Annotated in this window: 18 protein-coding genes; 13 read left to right on the top strand and 5 right to left on the bottom strand. The window is 70.7% G+C overall.

Annotated elements, in window-relative coordinates:
- Positions 1-11: 11 nt before the first annotated feature.
- Both G6W55_RS20530 and G6W55_RS20525 read left to right on the top strand, forming a co-directional pair.
- Complete coding sequence (locus G6W55_RS20530) at positions 12-950, top strand: N-acetylneuraminate synthase family protein (RefSeq protein WP_175522291.1); 939 nt, start codon at positions 12-14, stop codon at positions 948-950.
- An 8-nt stretch (positions 951-958) separates the two neighbouring features.
- Positions 959-2,065 (top strand): hypothetical protein, encoded by a 1,107-nt coding sequence (locus G6W55_RS20525; RefSeq protein WP_175522290.1) that lies wholly within the window; start codon positions 959-961, stop codon positions 2,063-2,065.
- 24 nt (positions 2,066-2,089) lie between these two features.
- Here the strand turns inward: G6W55_RS20525 and G6W55_RS20520 are convergent, their stop codons facing one another.
- The 3 genes from G6W55_RS20520 to G6W55_RS20510 are packed head-to-tail and all read right to left on the bottom strand — an operon-like array spanning position 2,090 to position 3,881.
- Entirely contained in the window at positions 2,090-2,758 is a 669-nt protein-coding gene (locus tag G6W55_RS20520) for a class I SAM-dependent methyltransferase (RefSeq protein WP_175522289.1), read from the bottom strand.
- Positions 2,759-2,769: 11 nt separating this feature from the next.
- Positions 2,770-3,018 carry a DUF397 domain-containing protein gene (locus G6W55_RS20515; protein WP_175522288.1) on the bottom strand — a complete coding sequence of 83 codons (249 nt, stop codon included), beginning with the start codon at positions 3,016-3,018 and terminating at the stop codon, positions 2,770-2,772.
- The gene (locus G6W55_RS20510; protein ID WP_175522287.1) at positions 3,015-3,881 is read right to left on the bottom strand and encodes a helix-turn-helix transcriptional regulator; all 867 of its coding nucleotides are present in this window, start codon (positions 3,879-3,881) and stop codon (positions 3,015-3,017) included. The genes G6W55_RS20515 and G6W55_RS20510 overlap by 4 nt, the downstream gene beginning before the upstream one ends.
- A gap of 395 nt (positions 3,882-4,276) precedes the next feature.
- Here G6W55_RS20510 and G6W55_RS20505 point away from each other — a divergent pair, with 395 nt between their 5' ends.
- The 10 genes from G6W55_RS20505 to G6W55_RS20460 all read left to right on the top strand — a co-directional run bounded on the left by G6W55_RS20505 (position 4,277) and on the right by G6W55_RS20460 (position 15,409).
- Positions 4,277-5,542: an amidohydrolase gene (locus G6W55_RS20505; protein ID WP_175522286.1), complete on the top strand. Its 1,266-nt coding sequence runs from the start codon at positions 4,277-4,279 to the stop codon at positions 5,540-5,542.
- A gap of 296 nt (positions 5,543-5,838) precedes the next feature.
- Positions 5,839-6,906: a BMP family protein gene (locus G6W55_RS20500; RefSeq protein ID WP_375372460.1), complete on the top strand. Its 1,068-nt coding sequence runs from the start codon at positions 5,839-5,841 to the stop codon at positions 6,904-6,906.
- Between the two features lie 255 nt (positions 6,907-7,161).
- Positions 7,162-8,214, top strand: coding sequence for a BMP family protein (locus tag G6W55_RS20495; RefSeq protein WP_175522284.1), 1,053 nt, complete (start codon positions 7,162-7,164; stop codon positions 8,212-8,214).
- 223 nt (positions 8,215-8,437) lie between these two features.
- Complete coding sequence (locus G6W55_RS20490; protein ID WP_175522318.1) at positions 8,438-10,108, top strand: ABC transporter ATP-binding protein; 1,671 nt, start codon at positions 8,438-8,440, stop codon at positions 10,106-10,108.
- Positions 10,105-11,220 carry an ABC transporter permease gene (locus tag G6W55_RS20485; protein WP_175522283.1) on the top strand — a complete coding sequence of 372 codons (1,116 nt, stop codon included), beginning with the start codon at positions 10,105-10,107 and terminating at the stop codon, positions 11,218-11,220. The genes G6W55_RS20490 and G6W55_RS20485 overlap by 4 nt, the downstream gene beginning before the upstream one ends.
- Positions 11,220-12,482 (top strand): ABC transporter permease, encoded by a 1,263-nt coding sequence (locus G6W55_RS20480; protein ID WP_175522282.1) that lies wholly within the window; start codon positions 11,220-11,222, stop codon positions 12,480-12,482. Before G6W55_RS20485 ends, G6W55_RS20480 begins: the two co-directional genes overlap by 1 nt.
- Positions 12,483-12,514: 32 nt before the next feature.
- Entirely contained in the window at positions 12,515-12,925 is a 411-nt protein-coding gene (locus G6W55_RS20475) for a cytidine deaminase (RefSeq protein WP_175522317.1), read from the top strand.
- Positions 12,926-13,029: 104 nt separating this feature from the next.
- Positions 13,030-14,313, top strand: coding sequence for a thymidine phosphorylase (locus G6W55_RS20470; protein ID WP_175522281.1), 1,284 nt, complete (start codon positions 13,030-13,032; stop codon positions 14,311-14,313).
- Positions 14,314-14,422: 109 nt separating this feature from the next.
- Positions 14,423-15,007, top strand: coding sequence for a Uma2 family endonuclease (locus tag G6W55_RS20465; protein WP_175522280.1), 585 nt, complete (start codon positions 14,423-14,425; stop codon positions 15,005-15,007).
- 57 nt (positions 15,008-15,064) lie between these two features.
- Positions 15,065-15,409 carry an STAS domain-containing protein gene (locus G6W55_RS20460; RefSeq protein ID WP_205071118.1) on the top strand — a complete coding sequence of 115 codons (345 nt, stop codon included), beginning with the start codon at positions 15,065-15,067 and terminating at the stop codon, positions 15,407-15,409.
- On the opposite strand, the gene G6W55_RS20455 is transcribed toward G6W55_RS20460, so the two are convergent.
- Both G6W55_RS20455 and G6W55_RS20450 read right to left on the bottom strand, forming a co-directional pair.
- On the bottom strand, positions 15,293-16,318 hold the full coding sequence (locus tag G6W55_RS20455) for a sigma-70 family RNA polymerase sigma factor (protein ID WP_175522278.1): 1,026 nt from the start codon (positions 16,316-16,318) through the stop codon (positions 15,293-15,295). The two genes, G6W55_RS20460 and G6W55_RS20455, sit on opposite strands and share 117 nt — an antisense overlap.
- A 157-nt stretch (positions 16,319-16,475) precedes the next feature.
- Entirely contained in the window at positions 16,476-17,744 is a 1,269-nt protein-coding gene (locus tag G6W55_RS20450; RefSeq protein WP_175522277.1) for an MFS transporter, read from the bottom strand.
- 63 nt (positions 17,745-17,807) lie between these two features.
- On the opposite strand from G6W55_RS20450, the gene G6W55_RS20445 reads away from it, so the two are divergent.
- Positions 17,808-18,761 carry a LysR family transcriptional regulator gene (locus tag G6W55_RS20445; protein ID WP_175522276.1) on the top strand — a complete coding sequence of 318 codons (954 nt, stop codon included), beginning with the start codon at positions 17,808-17,810 and terminating at the stop codon, positions 18,759-18,761.
- Positions 18,762-18,766: the final 5 nt, after the last annotated feature.

Raw genomic sequence — 18,766 nt, 5'->3', positions numbered from 1 at the left:
ACATCCCCACCATGAGCACCAACTCCCGTCTGCGCTCCTTCGGTTCGCGCGAGGTCGGCCCCGGCCGCCCCGTCTACATCTGCGGCGAGATCGGCATCAACCACAACGGCGAGCTGGAGAACGCCTTCAAGCTGATCGACGCGGCCGCCGAGGCCGGCTGCGACGCCGTGAAGTTCCAGAAGCGCACCCCCGAGATCTGCACCCCGCGCGACCAGTGGGACATCGAGCGCGACACGCCGTGGGGCCGGATGACGTACATCGACTACCGCCACCGCGTGGAGTTCGGCGAGGACGAGTACCGGCAGATCGACGCCTACTGCGAGGGGAAGGGGATCGACTGGTTCGCCTCCCCGTGGGACACCGAGGCCGTCGCCTTCCTGGAGAAGTTCGACGTCCCCGCCCACAAGGTGGCCTCCGCCTCCCTCACCGACGACGAGCTGCTGCGCGCCCTGCGCTCCACCGGCCGCGCGGTCATCCTCTCCACCGGCATGTCGACGCCCCGTCAGATCCGGCACGCCGTCGAGGTCCTGGGCTCCGACAACATCGTCATGTGCCACGCCACCTCGACCTACCCGGCCAAGGCCGAGGAGCTGAACCTCCGCGTGATCAACACGCTGGAGAAGGAGTACCCGAACGTCCCGATCGGCTACTCCGGCCACGAGACCGGCCTCCAGACCACGCTCGCCGCCGTCGCCCTCGGCGCCGTCTTCGTCGAGCGGCACATCACCCTCGACCGTGCGATGTGGGGCTCCGACCAGGCCGCCTCCGTCGAACCGCAGGGCCTCACCCGCCTCGTCCGCGACATCCGCACCATCGAGGCGTCCCTCGGCGACGGCGTCAAGAAGGTCTACGACTCCGAGCTGGGCCCCATGAAGAAGCTGCGCCGGGTGCCCGGTGTCGTCGCGGAGGCGGAGATCGCCGCGGCGGCGGGCGAGCCGGTCGCCGTCTGACACCGCCGATGAGCCTCCGCGCCGGTGAGCGACCCGGCTCCCCCTCCCGCCCCCTCGCTCTCGCGTTCGTCGAGAGCCCGGTGCAGCTCCTCAACGTGCTCGAATGGGCGCACGCCCAGGAGAGGCCCGGCGAGGCGCCGGGTGCGGCGCCCGGCGCGGAGCTCACCCTCGTCGTCCTGTCCCCGAACGACCCGATGACCCGCGGCCAGTTGCGGCGGATGGCCGAACTGGCCCGGGACGAGGGCCACACCGTCCGCTGGGAGGAGGCCCGCGGCGGCACGGCGGCGCCCTTCCGCACCATCGGCGGTCTGACCCCGCTGCTGCGCCGGGCGCACCGGGTGGTCATGGGGGACCCCTTCTCCCGCTACGTACAGCTCCTGCTGTCCATCACCCGGGCGGACGACCTCGTCGTGGTCGACGACGGCACGGCCACGATGGAGTTCGTCGGCCAGCTCGCGCGCGGCGAACGCCTGGTGCGCTGGCACCGCAAGGGCGGCCGGCCCGGCCCCCGCGACCTGCTCTTCGCCCCGGTGTCCGCCGCGGCGAGGCGCCGCCTGACCCCCTCCGCGCACACCCGCGTGGAGATCTTCTCCGCCATGCCGGTACAGGAAGCCCCCGACGGGGTGACGGTCACCGCCAACACCTTCGCCTGGACCCGCGCCCGCTTCGGCCCGCCCCGGGTCACCAAGGGCGCGGACCTGGTCGGCACGTCGCTGGTCGAGACCGGTGTGGTGGACGACGGCCACTACCTGGAGGCGGTCCGCGCCCTCGCCCGCGCCCACGGCGCGACCCGCTACTTCGCCCACCGCCGCGAGAGCGCCGACAAACTCCACCGGCTGGCCGTGGAGACCGGCCTGGAGGTGGTCCGCCCCGACCTCCCCCTCGAACTGATCGCCCGCCGGGGCCCGATCGGCCGTACGGTCCTCAGCTTCCCCTCCACGGTCGTCCACACCCTCCCCCTGGCCCTCACCGGCACCCCCGTGAGGGTCGCGGTCTGCGACATCGACCCCACCTGGCTCACCGCCCACGCCTCCCCCAGGGCCCAGGGCTTCCTGTCGGGCGTGACGGGCACGGCGAGGGATGTGCACCGGTTGGCGAGGGTGAGCGCGGTGTGACGCCACCGAGGGCCTGTCGGAGCCCTACCTCCGGGCGTCCGGGGTGCGGGCGAACAGGTAGGCGCGGGGCCGTTTGGCGCCGTCGTCCGGTTCGAGGACCATCCGTGCCCGGATCTCGAAGCCGGCGTCCACCAGCAGTCCGGCCACGGCCTCCGGGTCCCGCCAGTGGTAGTCGAGGGAGATCTCGCGGCCGAAGCGCTCGGTGCGGTGTTCCCGTTCGCCGTGTCCGGTCTGGAAGGCGAGGAGAAGCTGACCGCCGTCGGCCAACACCCGGCGGAACTCCCCGAAGACCGGCGGGAGATGGGAGTCCGGCACATGGATCAGGGAGTACAGCGCGAGCACCCCGCCGAGGGAGCGGTCCGGCAGCCCCAGCCGGGTCATCGAACCCACGTGGAACCGCAGCCCCGGATGCGCCCGCCCGGCCAGCGCCACCATGCGCGGGGAGACGTCCACCCCGAACACCGGCACCCCGAGCGAGTCCAGCAGCGCGGTCACTTGCCCGGGCCCGCATCCCACGTCGGCCACGGGTTCGGTTCCGCCCCGCGCCCTGACCGACTCGGCGAACGCGGACAGCACGGCCCGGTCCAGCGGCGGCCGCCCGGCCACATCGGGGAACTCCGCCGCGTACGCCTCGGCGATGGCGTCGTAGGACTCCCGTATCGCCCGAAGGAACTCACCGTCGAGATCGCTCATGCCGCCGCACGCTACCGGCGTGACATGAACGCCGAGACGAAGTCCCCCCAAACACCGGGGGAGAGGTCGAGCCGGGGCCCGGCCGGGGCCTTGGAGTCCCGCACATGGACAACGGCGGCACACAGGGCGACCTCGACACACTGCCCGCCCTCGCCACTGCTGTAGGACGACTTGCGCCAGGAGAAGGCGACTTCGAGGCAGTCACCGCCCTCGCCGCCGCTGTGGCTGGACTTGAACCAGGTGAGGTCATACCTGTTCACAGTTCCTCCAGCTTCTTTTCGATCAACGCGTGGGACTGGTTGGGCGGGAGCGCCACAGCCCGCATCGTCCCATAGCGATCGGCGATCTTCCGGACCTCTTCCCGGTCGGTGATCAGCCTCGGGTACCCCTGGATCTCGGTATAGGCCACCTGCGCATGGTTCTTGGGGGTCAGCAGGTTGAACGAGCCGTCCATGTTGGGGTGTTCCTCCACCCCCGTCGGCATCACCTGGATCTCGAGGTTCTGCATGGCACTGACGCTCAGCAAGCGCCGCAACTGCTCCGCGTGCACCTCTCGTCCGCCGATGGGACGGTCCAGTACGACCTCCTCCAGCACGTAGCTGACGATCGGTGCCGGCCAGCGGCCGAGTACCTGCTGTCTGCCGAGCCTGTCAGCCACCCGCTTCTCGATCATCTCCTCGCTCAGGAAGGGCCTCCGCTTCGCGAACAGGGCATGAGCGTGTGCCTCGGTCTGCAAGAGTCCATGCATCGCGTAGCTGCAATAGTGATGCAGCTCCACCGCCTCGGCCTCCAGCACCGCATACCCCCGGTACCACTCCGGATGCCGGGTCCGCGCCCGGGTCACCGCCTCCCGTACCTCGGGGATCGCCTGCCGGAGCAGGCCGCCGGCGTCGAGCAGATCGTCCGCCGCCTCCAGCACCTCCGGCCGGACCGTCCGCACCCCTCGCTCCATGGCCGAGACGGCGTCCGGGCCGTAGCCCACCAGGCGGCCGAACTCCTTCTGGGTGAGCCCCTTGCGTTCGCGCAGCAGTCTCAGCATCTTGCCGACGGCCGTGAGCAGCCCCGTCGTGCCGTCGGCCTCCGCCGGTGTCTCCGGTCGCCGCTCCCGCTCCTCCACCGTCATGCGCACCCACCCGTTCTCCCGAAGTAGCCGCTCCGTCACACAAAGTCGTCACGTCAGCGTAGAGAGCCACCGCCACGCTCTGTGAGGCGAACGCACAGATCTCCACCCCCCCCCGACCGGTCCCGAGGCATGGATGGTCACAGCGGGCCACCCGGGAGTCGTGGTATGGGTGGGAGAAACGAACAGAGTGAACGAACAGCGTGAATGTGAAACGGGTACGGATGGCCGGTCCCCCACCAGCGGGCCCCTCATGATCCGCTCGGCTCGAAAGCCGCCGAGTTTACCCACCTCCCCCGTCAGTCATGCGCCGCGCGGCCAACTTTTCTTCCCCTAACGGGTTGATCTTTTGTTGATCGTGGGTCAGTCGACCGCCTCGGCGTCCTACCCTTCAGAGGGTGAAGCAATTGACGTCCCGAGAGTCCGAGGCCGAATCCGCCGGGGAAGCGCTGCTCCCCGGAACCCTCCCCGGCACCCTGCCGGAGGCCCTGCGCGCAGAGCTGATCGCGTTCCGCCGCGACATGCACATGCACCCCGAGCTGGGCAACCAGGAGTTCCGCACGACCGCGGCGATCAAGGCGCGCCTGGAGAAGGCGGGCCTCGCGCCGCGCGTCCTGCCCGTCGGCACCGGCCTCATCTGTGACATCGGGACCGAGGACGGCACCTGGTCCGGGGACACCCCGATCCTCGCGATGCGCGCCGACATCGACGCGCTGCCGATCCCGGACACCAAGACCGAGTGCGCCTACCGCTCCACCGTCCCCGACCGCGCCCACGCCTGCGGCCACGACGTGCACACCACCGTCGTCCTGGGCGCCGGACTCGTCCTCGCCGAGCTGCACCGTCAGGGCCGGCTGCCGCGTCCCGTGCGGCTGGTCTTCCAGCCCGCCGAGGAGGTCCTGCCGGGCGGCGCCGCCGACGCCATCGAGGGCGGCGCGCTGGACGGCGTGGGCCGGATCATCGCCGTGCACTGCGACCCCCGGGTGGACGCCGGGCGGATCGGGCTGCGCGAGGGCGCCATCACCTCCGCCTGCGACCGGCTGGAGATCTCCCTGGACGGCCCCGGCGGCCACACCGCCCGCCCGCACCTCACCACCGACCTGGTGACCGCCGCCGCCCGGGTCGTCACCGACGTCCCCGCGCTGGTCGGCCGCCGGGTGGACACCCGCGCCGGGCTGGCCGTCACCTGGGGCCGGATCGAGAGCGGCCACGCGCCGAACGTCATCCCGCAGCACGCCGAACTCTCCGGCACCGTGCGCTGCCTGGACATCGAGGCGTGGCGGCAGGCCCCGGACATCGTCGTCGCGGCCATCGACGAGGTCGCCAACCTGCACCGCGCCAAGTCCGAGATCAACTACGTGCGCGGTGTCCCGCCGGTCGTCAACGACGGGGCGGTCACCGCCCTGCTGCACGACGCGATGGTGGCGCGGCGCGGCGCGTCCGCCGTCGAGAACACCGAACAGAGCCTCGGCGGCGAGGACTTCTCCTGGTACCTGGAGCGGGTGCCCGGCGCCATGGCCCGGCTGGGCGTCCGCCCGCCCGGCGAGCGCACCGTCCGCGATCTGCACCAGGGCGACTTCGACGCCGACGAGCACGCGATCACCGTAGGCGTGGAGCTGTTCACGGCGGCGGCCCTCCTGGACGCGGCCACCCGCGAGGCGTAGCCGACAGGGCCGAGCCGACACGGTCACGGGGCGAAGGGGTGCCGGAAAGGCGCCCCTTCGCCCCTTTGTGTCACCCACCCGTAACCGCCGCACCGCGCCTGTAACCGAGGGGCGGCACGGTTCGATAACGGCAGCGCGACACCCCGTTCCGCTGGCCGTCTACGCGCGTTACTGTCCGTCCACATCGCCACCCGGCACGGCTTGTTGGGGGAGTTCGGCCGGGGCGGCGCCACGTGAAGGGGACAGCGGGCCGGTAGCGGCGCCGTGGGGATGAAGGGGTGCTTGCTGTGCGTCGGATATCTCGGAAGACCAGACTTTTCCAGGCCGCGGCGACCGTCGCGGTCGTCGCCCTCGCCGCCACCGCCTGCGGCGAGTCCAGCAGCGGTTCCACGTCGACCGGCGACTCCAAGCCGTCCGGCAAGTACACCGGCAAGGGCATCGGGCTCGCGTACGACATCGGCGGCAAGGGCGACCAGTCGTTCAACGACGCCGCCTACGCCGGTCTCCAGAAGGCCGAGAAGGAGTTCGGCATCACCGGCCGCGACGTCGAGCCGCAGGACGGCGAGACCGACGCGGACAAGATCCAGCGGCTGACCCAGCTCGCGCAGGCCGGCTACAACCCGGTGATCGGCGTCGGCTTCGTCTACGGGCCGGCCGTCAAGGAGGTCGCCGCGAAGTTCCCGAACACCACCTTCGGGATCATCGACGACGAGACCGTCCAGGCGAAGAACGTCGCCGACATGGTCTTCCACGAGGAGCAGGCGTCCTACCTCGCGGGCGTCGCCGCCGCGAAGGCGTCCAAGGGCAAGCACATCGGCTTCATCGGCGGCGTGGACATCCCGCTGATCCACAAGTTCGAGGCCGGTTACGTCCAGGGCGCCAAGTCGGTCGACCCGAACATCAAGATCGAGTCGCAGTACCTCACCGAGACGGCCCAGGAGGGCGGCTTCTCCAGCCCCGACAAGGGCAAGGACGCGGCGAGCGGCCAGATCGAGGCCGGCGCGGACGTCATCTACCACGCGGCCGGACTCTCCGGTCAGGGCGTGATCACCGAGTCCGCCGCCAAGAAGGTGTGGGCCATCGGTGTCGACTCCGACCAGTACAACCAGAAGGCGCTCGCCTCGTACAAGGACTACATCCTCGGCTCGGCGCTGAAGAACGTCGGCGGCGCGGTCTACGACCTGGTGAAGTCCGTCGTCGACGGCAAGCCGCTGTCCGGTGTGGTCCGCGGCAGCCTCTCCAACGACGGTGTCGGGTTCGCCGACTCCAACCCGAAGTACAAGGCGATGACGGACGTCGTCGCGGCCGTCGACAAGGCCAAGCAGGACATCATCGACGGCAAGGTCACGGTCGACACCAAGTGACCCGGCCGCGGGTGACCGCGTAATACCGCCGAACGGGCCTCCAAGGCCCCGGGCTACGCCCTTACGGGCGTCCTTGCAGCCCATACGCCCCTTGCCTCCCGCAAGGGGCGTACTGCTGTCCGTACTCTGGGATGTAACTGTGGCCACAGCTCGATAACGGAGCGGACAGAAGGGTTTTTCCTGCCGGTCTACGCGCGTTACGCTGCGGCGGAACCAGCGCCTGGTATGGGCGCGTGCACAAAGGAGTCTCGTTCCATGCGCCGGGTGTCTCGTATCGCTGCTGCGGGTGTCGCCACCGCAGCTCTCGCCGTGACGGTTTCCGCATGTGGAAGCTCGTCCACGTCGTCCTCGTCCTCCGAAAGCAGTGCCAAGAACCTGGGCCTCGCCCTGGCGTACGACGTCGGTGGCAAGGGCGACCAGTCCTTCAACGACGCCGCCACGGCCGGCCTGGAGAAGGCCGACGCCGAGTTCGGCTACAAGTCCACCGCCGTCGAGCCGCAGGACGGCGAGTCGGACGCGGACAAGGTCCAGCGCCTGGAGAACCTCGCCAAGCAGGGCTACAACCCGGTCATCGGTGTCGGCTTCGCCTACGCGCCCGCCGTCAAGGAGGCCGCGGCCAAGTACCCGAAGACCACCTTCGGCATCGTCGACGACGAGCAGATCAAGGCCGACAACGTCGCCGACCTGGTCTTCCACGAGGAGCAGGCGTCCTACCTCGCCGGCGTCGCCGCCGCGAAGGCCACCAAGTCCGACGTCGTGGGCTTCATCGGCGGTGTGGACGTGCCGCTGATCCACAAGTTCGAGGCCGGCTTCAAGCAGGGCGTCGAGGACACCAAGAAGGGTGTCACGGTCAAGTCGCAGTACCTGACCGAGACCGCCGCCGAGGGCGGCTTCTCCAGCCCGGACAAGGGCGAGAGCGCCGCCGAGGGCCAGATCGACGCCGGTGCGGACGTCATCTACGCCGCCGCCGGCCTGTCCGGCCAGGGTGTCATCAAGGCCGCCAACGCCAACGACATCTGGGCGATCGGCGTCGACTCGGACCAGTACAAGCAGGACGCGCTGAAGGCGTACAAGGACTCGATCCTGACCTCGGCCATGAAGAACGTCGAGGGTGCGGTCTTCGACCTGGCCAAGTCCGTCGAGGACGGCGACCCGCAGACCGGTGTCGTCCGCGGCAGCCTGGAGAACGGCGGCGTGAGCGTGTCGAACTCCAACCCCGCCTTCGCCGACAACGCCGACATCCAGGCCGCGATCAAGAAGGCCGAAGAGGGCATCAAGGACGGCAGCATCACCGTCAAGACCTCCTGACCCGGTGAATCGAACCGGTCAGAGGTATTGGCCGGCAGTGCGCTGAAATGACAGCGTTACGGCCGCGGAACGGGGCACGGGCACCATCGCGACTCGTGCCCCGTTCGCGCGGCAGAATGCTCGGAACGGATCGAGACTCAAAAACGATCGATCAGGTCCGGGCACTATTTAAAGCAGGGGCGCTACGCGCGTAGAGCGGCCCCTTTCCCAAGGAGAGTGCGCCATCGACGCGTCCAGCAGCCCTCCGCTCACCGCACCGTCGACGATCGCGGTAGAGCTGGCGGGGATCACCAAGCGCTTCCCCGGTGTCGTCGCCAACCACGACATCCACCTCGCTGTCCGAAAAGGGACGGTGCACGCCCTGGTCGGCGAGAACGGCGCCGGCAAGTCGACCCTGATGAAGATCCTCTACGGCATGCAGAAGCCGGACGAGGGCACCATCGCGATCGACGGCGAGCAGGTCACCTTCTCCAGCCCCGCCGACGCCATCGCCCGCGGCATCGGCATGGTCCACCAGCACTTCATGCTGGCCGACAACCTGACCGTCCTGGAGAACGTCGTGCTGGGCAGCGAGAAGCTGTACGGCATCGGCGGCAACGCCCGCAAGAAGATCAAGGAGATCTCGGACCGCTACGGGCTCGGCGTCCGCCCCGACGCCCTGGTCGAGGACCTCGGCGTCGCCGACCGCCAGCGCGTGGAGATCCTCAAGGTCCTCTTCCGCGGCGCCCGCACCCTGATCCTCGACGAGCCGACCGCGGTGCTCGTGCCGCAGGAGGTCGACGCGCTCTTCGCCAACCTGCGCGAGCTGAAGTCCGAGGGCCTGTCCGTCATCTTCATCTCCCACAAGCTGGGCGAGGTCCTCTCCGTCGCCGACGACATCACCGTCATCCGGCGCGGCACCACCGTCGGCACGGCCGTCCCGTCCAAGACCACGCCGCGCCAGCTCGCCGAGATGATGGTCGGCAGCGAGCTGCCCACCCCGGAGACCGCCGAGTCCACGGTCACCGACCAGGCCGTCCTCACGGTCGCCGGGCTCACCGTCTTCGCCAGCGGCGGCGCCTCCCTGGGCACCGAGGCCGAGCCCACCGGCGGCATCACGCTCGCCCCCGAGGGCGGCGAGGTCAAGCGGGTCCTGGACGACGTCAGCTTCACCATCCACGCCGGTGAGGTCATGGGCATCGCCGGGGTCGAGGGCAACGGCCAGACCGAGCTGATCGACGCGCTGATCGGCACCAAGAACGCCGACTCCGGCACCATCGCCTTCCTCGGCGAGGACATCACCCCCTGGTCCACCCGCAAGCGCCGTGAGTCCGGCGTCGGCTACATCCCCGAGGACCGCCACCGCCAGGGACTGCTCCTGGAGGCCCCGCTCTGGGAGAACCGCATCCTCGGCCATGTCACCGAGGCCCCCAACGCCAAGGGCTTCTGGCTGAACCCCAAGGGCGCCCAGGACGACACCCGCCGGATCGTCGAGGAGTTCGACGTCCGCACCCCCGGCATCGACGTCACGGCCGCCTCCCTGTCCGGCGGCAACCAGCAGAAGCTGATCGTCGGCCGCGAGATGAGCCACAACCCCAAGTTCCTGATCGCCGCCCACCCCACCCGCGGTGTGGACGTCGGCGCGCAGGCCCAGATCTGGGACCGCATCCGCGAAGCCCGCCGCGAGGGCCTCGCCGTGCTGCTGATCTCCGCCGACCTGGACGAGCTGATCGGCCTGTCGGACACCCTCCGGGTGATCTACAACGGCAGGCTGGTCGCGGACGCCGACCCCGCCACCATCACCCCGGAGGAGCTGGGTTCGGCCATGACCGGCGCCGCGGCCGGTCACCTGGAGCACCAGGACACCGCGGACACCACCGAGGAAGCTGCCGGTCCGGAGGACGAGGCCCGATGAAGAAGTTCGACAAGGAGCGCGTGCTCCTCGCCGTGGCCGGCCCGGTCATGGCGCTCGTCGCGGCGATCCTGCTGACCTCGGTCGTGCTGATCGCCTCCGGCAAGAGCCCGATCGAGCCGTACTCGCTCATGCTGGAGCAGATCGGCTACTCCGACGTCCAGGTCCTGATCGTCAACCAGGCGTCGCTGTACTACATCGCCGCCCTCGCGGTCGCCCTCGGCTTCCGTATGAACCTCTTCAACATCGGCGTCGACGGCCAGTACCGGCTGGCCGCGATGATGACCGCCGTGGTCGGCGCCCATGTCGACCTGCCGGCCTTCCTCCAGGTCCCGATGCTGCTGCTGGTCGCCGTCCTCACCGGCGGCATCTGGGCCGGTGTCGCGGGCGTCCTGAAGGTCACCCGGGGCGTCAGCGAGGTCGTCGCCACGATCATGCTGAACGCCATCGCCACCAGCCTCATCGCCTACCTCACCCTCCCCGAGGTCTTCGGCGAGCTGGTCGGCGACAACAAGACCACCGGCATCATGAAGGAGTCCGGCTGGGTCCCCGGCATCGACCTCGGCCAGGACGTCGGCGAGATCTACGGCCTGGTCTTCCTCGCCGTCGCCCTCGGCATCGTCTACTGGCTGGTCCTCAACCGCACCCGCTTCGGCTTCGACCTGCGCGCCACCGGCGAGTCCGAGTCGGCCGCCGCCGCCTCCGGCGTCGACGCCAAGCGCATGATCCTCACCGTGATGATCGTCTCCGGTGGCGTCTCCGGCCTCGCCGGACTCCCGCTGCTCCTCGGCGACGCCCACACCTACAGCCTGAGCTTCCCCACGGGCGTCGGCTTCACCGCCATCGGCATCGCCCTGCTCGGCCGCAACAACCCCGGCGGCATCGCGCTCGCCGCCCTCCTGTGGGCCTTCCTCGACAAGGCGTCCCCCGCCCTCGACTACGCGACTCCCGAGCCGTACGAGAAGGAAATCGCGATGATCATGCAGGGGCTGATCGTCTTCGCGGTCGTCATCTCCTACGAGGTCGTCCGCACCTGGGGTCTGCGCCGCCAGCAGAAGCGCGTCGGTGAGGAACTCGCCGCCGCCGCGAACACCAAGAAGGAGGTGGCGGTCTGATGAGCACCGCGACCATCGCGAAGCCGAAGGGCAAGCAGCCCCGCAAGGGCGGCCGCCGGATGTCGCTGCCCGTCCTCCTGCTGGTCATCTCGGGCGTGCTGATCCTCACCTCGGTCGTCCGCCTGATCACCGGCGCGGACGGCATCACGTCCACCGGCCAGATGTCCACCGCGCTGCGCGCCGCCGTGCCGATCGGCCTCGCCGGTCTCGGCGGTCTGTGGGCCGAGCGGGCGGGCGTCGTCAACATCGGCCTCGAGGGCATGATGATCCTCGGCACCTGGTTCGGCGCCTGGGCCGGCTACCAGTGGGGCCCCTGGACCGGTGTCGTCTTCGGCATCGTCGGCGGCTGCCTCGGCGGTCTGCTGCACGCCGTCGCCACCGTCACCTTCAAGGTCAACCACATCGTCTCCGGTGTGGCGCTGAACATCCTGGCGCTGGGCGTCACCCGCTATCTGTCGAAGTTCACCTTCGAGGACGCCCCCCAGGGCTCCTCCAAGCAGTCCCCGCCGATCGAGTCGCTGGGCACCTTCGACGTCCCGGGCCTGTCCGACTGGCTCCAGACCCTCAACGGCAAGCACTGGTTCCTGATCTCCGACCTCGCCGGACTGGTCGGCGGTCTGATCACCAACCTGTCGCCGCTCACCGTCGTCGCCGTCGCCCTGGTCCCCGCCACCTGGTACGTGCTGTGGCGCACCTCCTTCGGCCTGCGGCTGCGCTCCTGCGGCGAGAACCCGGTCGCGGCCGAGTCCCTCGGCGTCAACGTCTACAAGTACAAGTACATCGCCGTGATCATCTCCGGCGGCTTCGCCGGCCTCGGCGGCGCGTTCCTGTCCATCGTGGCCTCGAACGTCTACCTGGACGGCCAGACCGCCGGCCGCGGTTACATCGGTCTCGCCGCGATGATCTTCGGCAACTGGATGCCGGGCGGCCTGGCCCTCGGCGCGGGTCTGTTCGGCTACACCGACAGCCTCAACCTGCGCGGTGGCGCCACCAATGTGCACGCGCTGATCCTGCTGCTCGCGATCCTGCTGGTGGCCGGTGTGGTCTACCTGGCGTGGAAGAAGCAGTACATCTCCGCCGCGATCACCGCGGGCATCTCCGCGCTGATGTTCATCTGGTACGTCAGCACGGACGAGGTCCCCAACCAGGTCGTCACCGCCACGCCGTACGTGGTGACCCTGCTGGTCCTGTCCCTCTCCGCCCAACGGCTGCGCATGCCCAAGGCGGACGGTCTGCCCTATCGGAAGGGGCAGGGCAAGTGACCCCCGCCGCCACGCCGGACGACTCGGCCGACCTGGTCGGCCCGGGCGACCCGGTCGGCCCGGTCGACTGGGAGCAACTGCGCGCGGTGGCCCAGGACGCCATGTCCCGGGCGTACGCCCCGTACTCCGGGTTCCCGGTCGGCGTGGCGGCGCTCGTCGACGACGGCCGGATCGTCTCCGGCTGCAATGTCGAGAACGCCTCCTACGGGCTGGGGCTGTGCGCCGAGTGCGGTCTCGTCTCGGAGCTCCAGAACACCGGCGGCGGCCGGCTCACGCACTTCACGTGCGTGGACGGCCGGGGCGAGATCCTCGTCCCGTGCGGCCGCTGCCGGCAGCTCCTGTACGAGTTCGGCGGCCCCGAGCTGCTCCTGGAGACCCCGGCGGGGATCCTGCCGCTCGCGGAGATGCTGCCCCAGGCGTTCGGGCCCGGCCACCTCGGATGAGCCCCCGTGCGGCCCCTCCGGCGCTCCTGACGGCCGGAGGGGCCGCACGTTTTCCGCTTACGTCTTCTTTGCACCGTCTTCTGGAACCACTCGGAAGGAAAGCCATGGCCATGGACGCCGTCTCCGTCATCCGCACCAAGAGGGACCGGGGTGAGCTGAGCGACGAACAGATCGACTGGGTCATCGACGCCTACACCCGCGGCGAGGTCGCCGACTATCAGATGGCCGCCCTCAACATGGCGATCCTGCTCAACGGCATGAACCGCGGCGAGATCGCCCGCTGGACCGCCGCGATGATCGCCTCCGGCGAGCGCATGGACTTCTCGTCCCTGTCCCGCCCGACCGCCGACAAGCACTCCACCGGCGGCGTCGGCGACAAGATCACGCTGCCCCTGGCCCCCCTCGTGGCGGCCTGCGGCGCGGCCGTCCCGCAGCTCTCCGGCCGCGGCCTCGGCCACACCGGCGGCACGCTGGACAAGCTGGAGTCGATTCCCGGCTGGCGCGCCCTGCTCTCCAACGAGGAGATGCTGCACGTCCTCGACACCACCGGCGCGGTGATCTGCGCGGCGGGCGACGGCCTGGCCCCGGCCGACAAGAAGCTCTACGCCCTGCGTGACGTCACCGGCACGGTCGAGGCGATCCCGCTGATCGCCTCCTCGATCATGTCGAAGAAGATCGCCGAGGGCACCGGCTCGCTCGTCCTGGACGTCAAGGTCGGCACCGGCGCCTTCATGAAGACCATCGAGGACGCCCGCGAGCTGGCCTCCACCATGGTCGGCCTCGGCACCGACCACGGCGTGAAGACGGTCGCCCTGCTCACCGACATGTCCACCCCGCTCGGCCTGACCGCGGGCAACGCGCTGGAGGTCCGCGAGTCGGTGGAGGTCCTGGCGGGCGGCGGCCCGGCCGACGTCGTGGAGCTGACGATCGCCCTCGCGCGCGAGATGCTCGACGCGGCCGGCGTGAAGGACGCCGACCCGGCGAAGGCCCTGGCCGACGGGTCGGCGATGGACGTCTGGCGCCGCATGATCGCGGCCCAGGGCGGCGACCCGGACGCGGCCCTGCCGGTGGCCCGCGAGCAGCACGTGGTGAAGGCCCCGGCCTCCGGCGTCCTGACCCGTCTGGACGCCTACGACATCGGCATCGCCGCCTGGCGCCTCGGCGCGGGCCGCGCCCGCAAGGAGGACCCGGTGCAGGCCGGCGCGGGCGTCGAACTCCACGCCAAGCCCGGCGACACGATCACCGAGGGCCAGCCCCTCCTCACCCTCCACACCGACACCCCGGACCGCTTCCCCTACGCCCTGTCAGCCATCGACGGCTCCTACGACATCGCACCCCCCGCCACGACCTGCACACCGTCCCCCGTCGTGCTGGAACGTATCGCCTGACCTGCGGTTTCCCCTTTCGGGTGAACGGGATCGGTGCATCCGCACCGGTCCCGTTCGGCATGTTGAGATCGGTCGCGCACCGAAGTGATGCTGGATGGGGGAGACCACAATGAGCGCACTCACCGTGGACCACGACCCCGGGCAGGGCTGGGACGACCTGGTCCGGCTCTGGGACGAGATGGAGTGGCCCGAGGGCAGCAAGGCGGAGATCGTCGAAGGGGTCGTCACCACGTCGCCCGTTCCCGCCTACCGCCATCACGTGATCGTGGAGCGCATCCAGCGTCGCTTGTACTCCGTGATTCCCGAGGCCTGGGAGATCTTCCAGAGACAAGCCGTCGCCGTCCCGTCGTGCCTGGGCATGTTCATTCCGGACCTGTTGGTCGTCCCTGCCAGGGTGTGTGCCGAAGCGGGGAACTACATTCCGGCCGGCGCTGCGGAACTCGTAGTCGAAGTCACGTCGATGAAGAACGCCCGCCACGACCGCGTCGCCAAACCCGCCGCCTACGCCTCCGCGGGCATCCCGCTCTACATCCTCGTCGACCGCTGGTCGCCGGAGGGCCCCACCGCGACCCTCTTCGGGGAGCCGCAGGGCGATGTCTACCGCCCGCTCGTCGTCGCGAAGTTCGGCGAGCCCCTCGCTCTGCCCGCTCCCTTCGACGTCACGATCGACACCGCCGAGTTCCCGGCGGACTAGCCACACGCAGGTCCGATGAGTTGGGCGGGGTGGTGGGGTCTACCTGTCGTGGAGTCCATGACACCGATACCGCCCGTGCTCGTGCTGGCCGGTCCCGTTGCCCGTGACCGGGTGGTGGGGCTGGTCGATGAGGTGCGGGGGCTGGTGGAGGCCGCCGGGGTCGTCGTCTGCGATGTGGGCGGGGTCGGGCCGCCGGGGCTGGCCGTCGTGGATCTGCTGGCCCGGCTCCAGCTCGCCGCCCGGCGGGCCGGGGGGCGGATCCTGCTGCGCGCCCCCGACCCGGCCCTACGCGCCCTGCTCGACCTCGTCGGTATCCCCGTCGAGGTGGAGGGGGAGGCCGAAGAGGGGGAACCAGCGCTGGGTGTCGAGGTAGAAGTGGAACCCGGTGAGGCGGCCGTCTGAGATCTCCAGGATCTGCACGGCCCAGGGCGTGAACCCGCCCTTCTCCGGATCGGGCTTGTACTGGGCGAACCCCGGCAGGCCGTTGACCTCCACCGGCAGCAGACGGGAGCCCTCGCAGGCCGCGCCGATCGTCGTCATGAAGCCCGTGATGTCGTCGTGCCCGGTCAGCCACAGGTCGAACGGCGGCATCGTCATGACGGCGTCCTCGTGGAGCAGCGCCGTCAGGGCCGCCATGTCGTAGCCCTCGAAGGCCGCCACATAGCGCTCCAGCAGCTTCTGCTGCTCCTCGTCCAGCGGGTCGGACACCTCCGCGTCCGCGCCCGCCTCCGCCCGCTCGGCGAGCGTCGCCCGCGCCCGCTGCAACGCGCTGTTGACCGAGGCGACCGAGGTGTCGAGCAGTTCGGCGACCTCGCTCGCCTTCCAGGCCAGCACCTCCCGCAGGATCAGCACCGCCCGCTGCTTCGGCGGCAGCTTCTGGAGCGCGGCCATGAACGCCAGCCGCACCGACTCCTTGGCGACCGCGGCCTCCGCCGGGTCCTGGACCGTGGGCAGTACACGGGTGTCCGGCATGGGTTCCAGCCAGGTGTGGTCGGGGCGGGGGGACAGGGCGGCCCGGGCCAGCGGTGTGGCCTCGGTCAGGTCCATCGGACGCGCCCGCTTGTTGCCGGCCGTCAGCATGTCCAGGCAGACGTTCGTCGCGATCCGGTACAGCCACGAACGCAGACTGGAGCGGCCCTCGAACTTGTCGAAGCTGCGCCAGGCCCGCACCAGCGTGTCCTGCACCGCGTCCTCGGCCTCGAAGGACGAGCCGAGCATCCGGTAGCAGTAGCCCGTCAGCTCGACCCGGTGTCTCTCCAGCCTGACGTCGAGGTCCTCCACCGTCGCCGTACCGGCCGTGCCGTCACTCATCTCGTCCACCCGCCCCTGTGGCCGTTCCGCTCTGTCGCGCGCCTTCGCGCCCAGCACTTCGGAAGCTACCGCAGCCCACTGACAACGGCCCGCCGAGTCGGTGAAACCGCAGGTGGGGAGGGGTGTGTCAAGGACAGTATCGGCGGAACGCGCGCCGTCAGGCCGTCGTGACGACCGTCTCGCGGCGGGCCGCCCGGGTGCCCAGGAGGGTGATCGTCACGACCCCGAGCACCGCCAGGAGTCCCACCCCGACCGTGCCGGCCCAGCCGCCCGTGTGGAAGGCGAGCGCGCCGACCGTCGAACCGGCGCTGGAGCCGATGTAGTACGCCGACTGGTACAGCGCGGCGGCCTGCGCGCGTCCCGTCGTGGCCGTCCTGCCGACCGCCGACGACGCCACCGCGTGCCCCGCGAAGAAGCCCGCCGTGATCAGCACCAGGCCGAGCAGCACCAGCGCGAGGGAGCCGGCCAGCGAGAGCAGCAGGCCCGCCGCGGTCGTCCCGCCCGCCAGGTACAGCGAGCCGCGCCTGCCCAGGCGGCCGACCAGCCGGCCCGCCGTGGACGCCGACACCGTACCGACCAGGTACACCAGGAAGACCGAGCCGACGACACCCTGGGGGAGCGAGAACGGCGCCTCCGTCAGCCGGTAGCCGATGACCGTGTACACCCCGCCGAAGACGGTCATGAACAGCGCGCCGATCGCGTACAGCCGGCACAGCAGCGGGTCGGACAGATGCCCGCGGACCGTGCGGACCAGGTCGCCGGGCCGCAGCGAGCCCGGGGTGAAGTGCCGCGGTGCCGGGAGCAGCAGCCGGAACGCGACGGCGCAGCCCACCGCGAGCACCCCGATCGCCGCGACGGCGGCCCGCCAGCCCCATTCCTGCGCGACCCAGCCGGTGATGACCCGGCCGCTCATCCCGCCCACGCTGTTGCCCGCCACGAACAGCCCGATCGCGGTGACCAGCGCCTTCGGCCGGACCTCCTCGGCGAGGTAGGCGGTCGCCGAGGCCGGCAGCCCGGCCAGCGCCGCGCCCTGCACGGCCCGCAGCACCACCAGCGCGCCCAGCGAGGGCGCGAGCGGGACCAGCACGCCGACGGTCACCGCGACCGCCAGCGAGGCCGTCATCACCGTACGGCGGCCGTAGCGCTCGGAGAGGGCGCTCATCGGCAGCACGAACAGGGCCAGTCCGCCGGTCGCCGCCGCCACGGTCCAGCTCGCGTCGCTCGCCGCCACCCCGAAGTCGCCGGAGATCAGCGGCAGCAGCGCCTGGGTGGAGTACAGCAGGGCGAAGGTCGCCACCCCGGCGAGGAAGAGCGCGAGGCTCATCCGGCGGTAGCCGGGACCGCCGGGGGCCATACGGGAGTCGGGCGAGGACACGGACGGGGCGGCGTCCACGACTGCGGACGCCCCGGTACTGGCGGGAGACATGCCTCGAACCTACGGACGTTCCCGCTCATCCGTCCAATGCATGAACTGGCCATAATCGTTCCCATGGTGCATCAGCAGAGGTCACAGGAGCGTCCGTCACCGTCCGGTGACACAGAAGACATGGTGCTGTCGCTGGCGCCCCGGCTCGCGTACTTCGCCGGGGTCGCCCGCACCGAGCACGTCACCCGGGCCGCGCGGGAGATGCGCGTGCCGCAGTCGACCCTCTCCCGGGCCATGGTCCGCCTCGAACAGGACCTGGGCGTCGACCTGTTCGCCCGGCACGGCCGCACGGTCTCCCTCACCCCGGCCGGGCGCACCTTCCTCACCCATGTCGAACGGGCCCTCGCCGAGATCGAGCGGGCCGCCGACGAGGTCCGCGCCGACGCCGACGCGGCCACCGGCAAGGTCGCCTTCGGGTTCCTGCACACCATGGGCGCCGAGACCGTGCCCGGACTGATCCACGCCTTCCGCGCCGACCACCCCCGGGTCCGCTTCAGTCTCGTCCAGAACTACGGCGAGGCGATGCTCGAACGGCTGCGCGCGGGGGAGCTGGACCTCTGTCTGACCTCCCCGGTGCCCGACGCCCCCGACCTGGTCGCCCGCCGTCTCGACGAGCAGAAGCTGCGTCTGGTCGTGCCCGCCGACCACCGGCTCGCCGCCCGCCGCCGGGTCCGGCTCGCCGAGGCCGCCGAGGAGACCTTCGTGACCCTCGAACCCGGCTACGGCCTGCGCCGGATCACCGACGACCTCTGCGCGGAGGCCGGCTTCCGGCCCCGGGTCGCCTTCGAGGGGGAGGAGGCGGAGACCCTGCGGGGCCTGGTGGCGGCCGGTCTGGGGGTGGCCCTGCTGCCGCCGCCGGCCGTCGCCCGCCCGGGGGTGGTGGAGCTGACGGTCACGGCGCCGCGCGCGGTCCGCGAGATCGGCGTGGCCTGGCTGGACGGCCGTCCGGACACCCCGCCCGTGGCGGCCTTCAAGAAGTTCCTGCTCTCCCGGCGGGGCAGCCTGCTCCCGGCCTGAACCGC

Origin of the sequence: Streptomyces sp. CAI-85, assembly GCF_013363615.1 — a bacterium.
Lineage (GTDB): Bacteria > Actinomycetota > Actinomycetes > Streptomycetales > Streptomycetaceae > Streptomyces > Streptomyces antibioticus_B.
The sequence above is the reverse complement of the archived record's forward strand: the minus strand, read 5'-3'. Positions and strand labels throughout refer to the sequence as shown.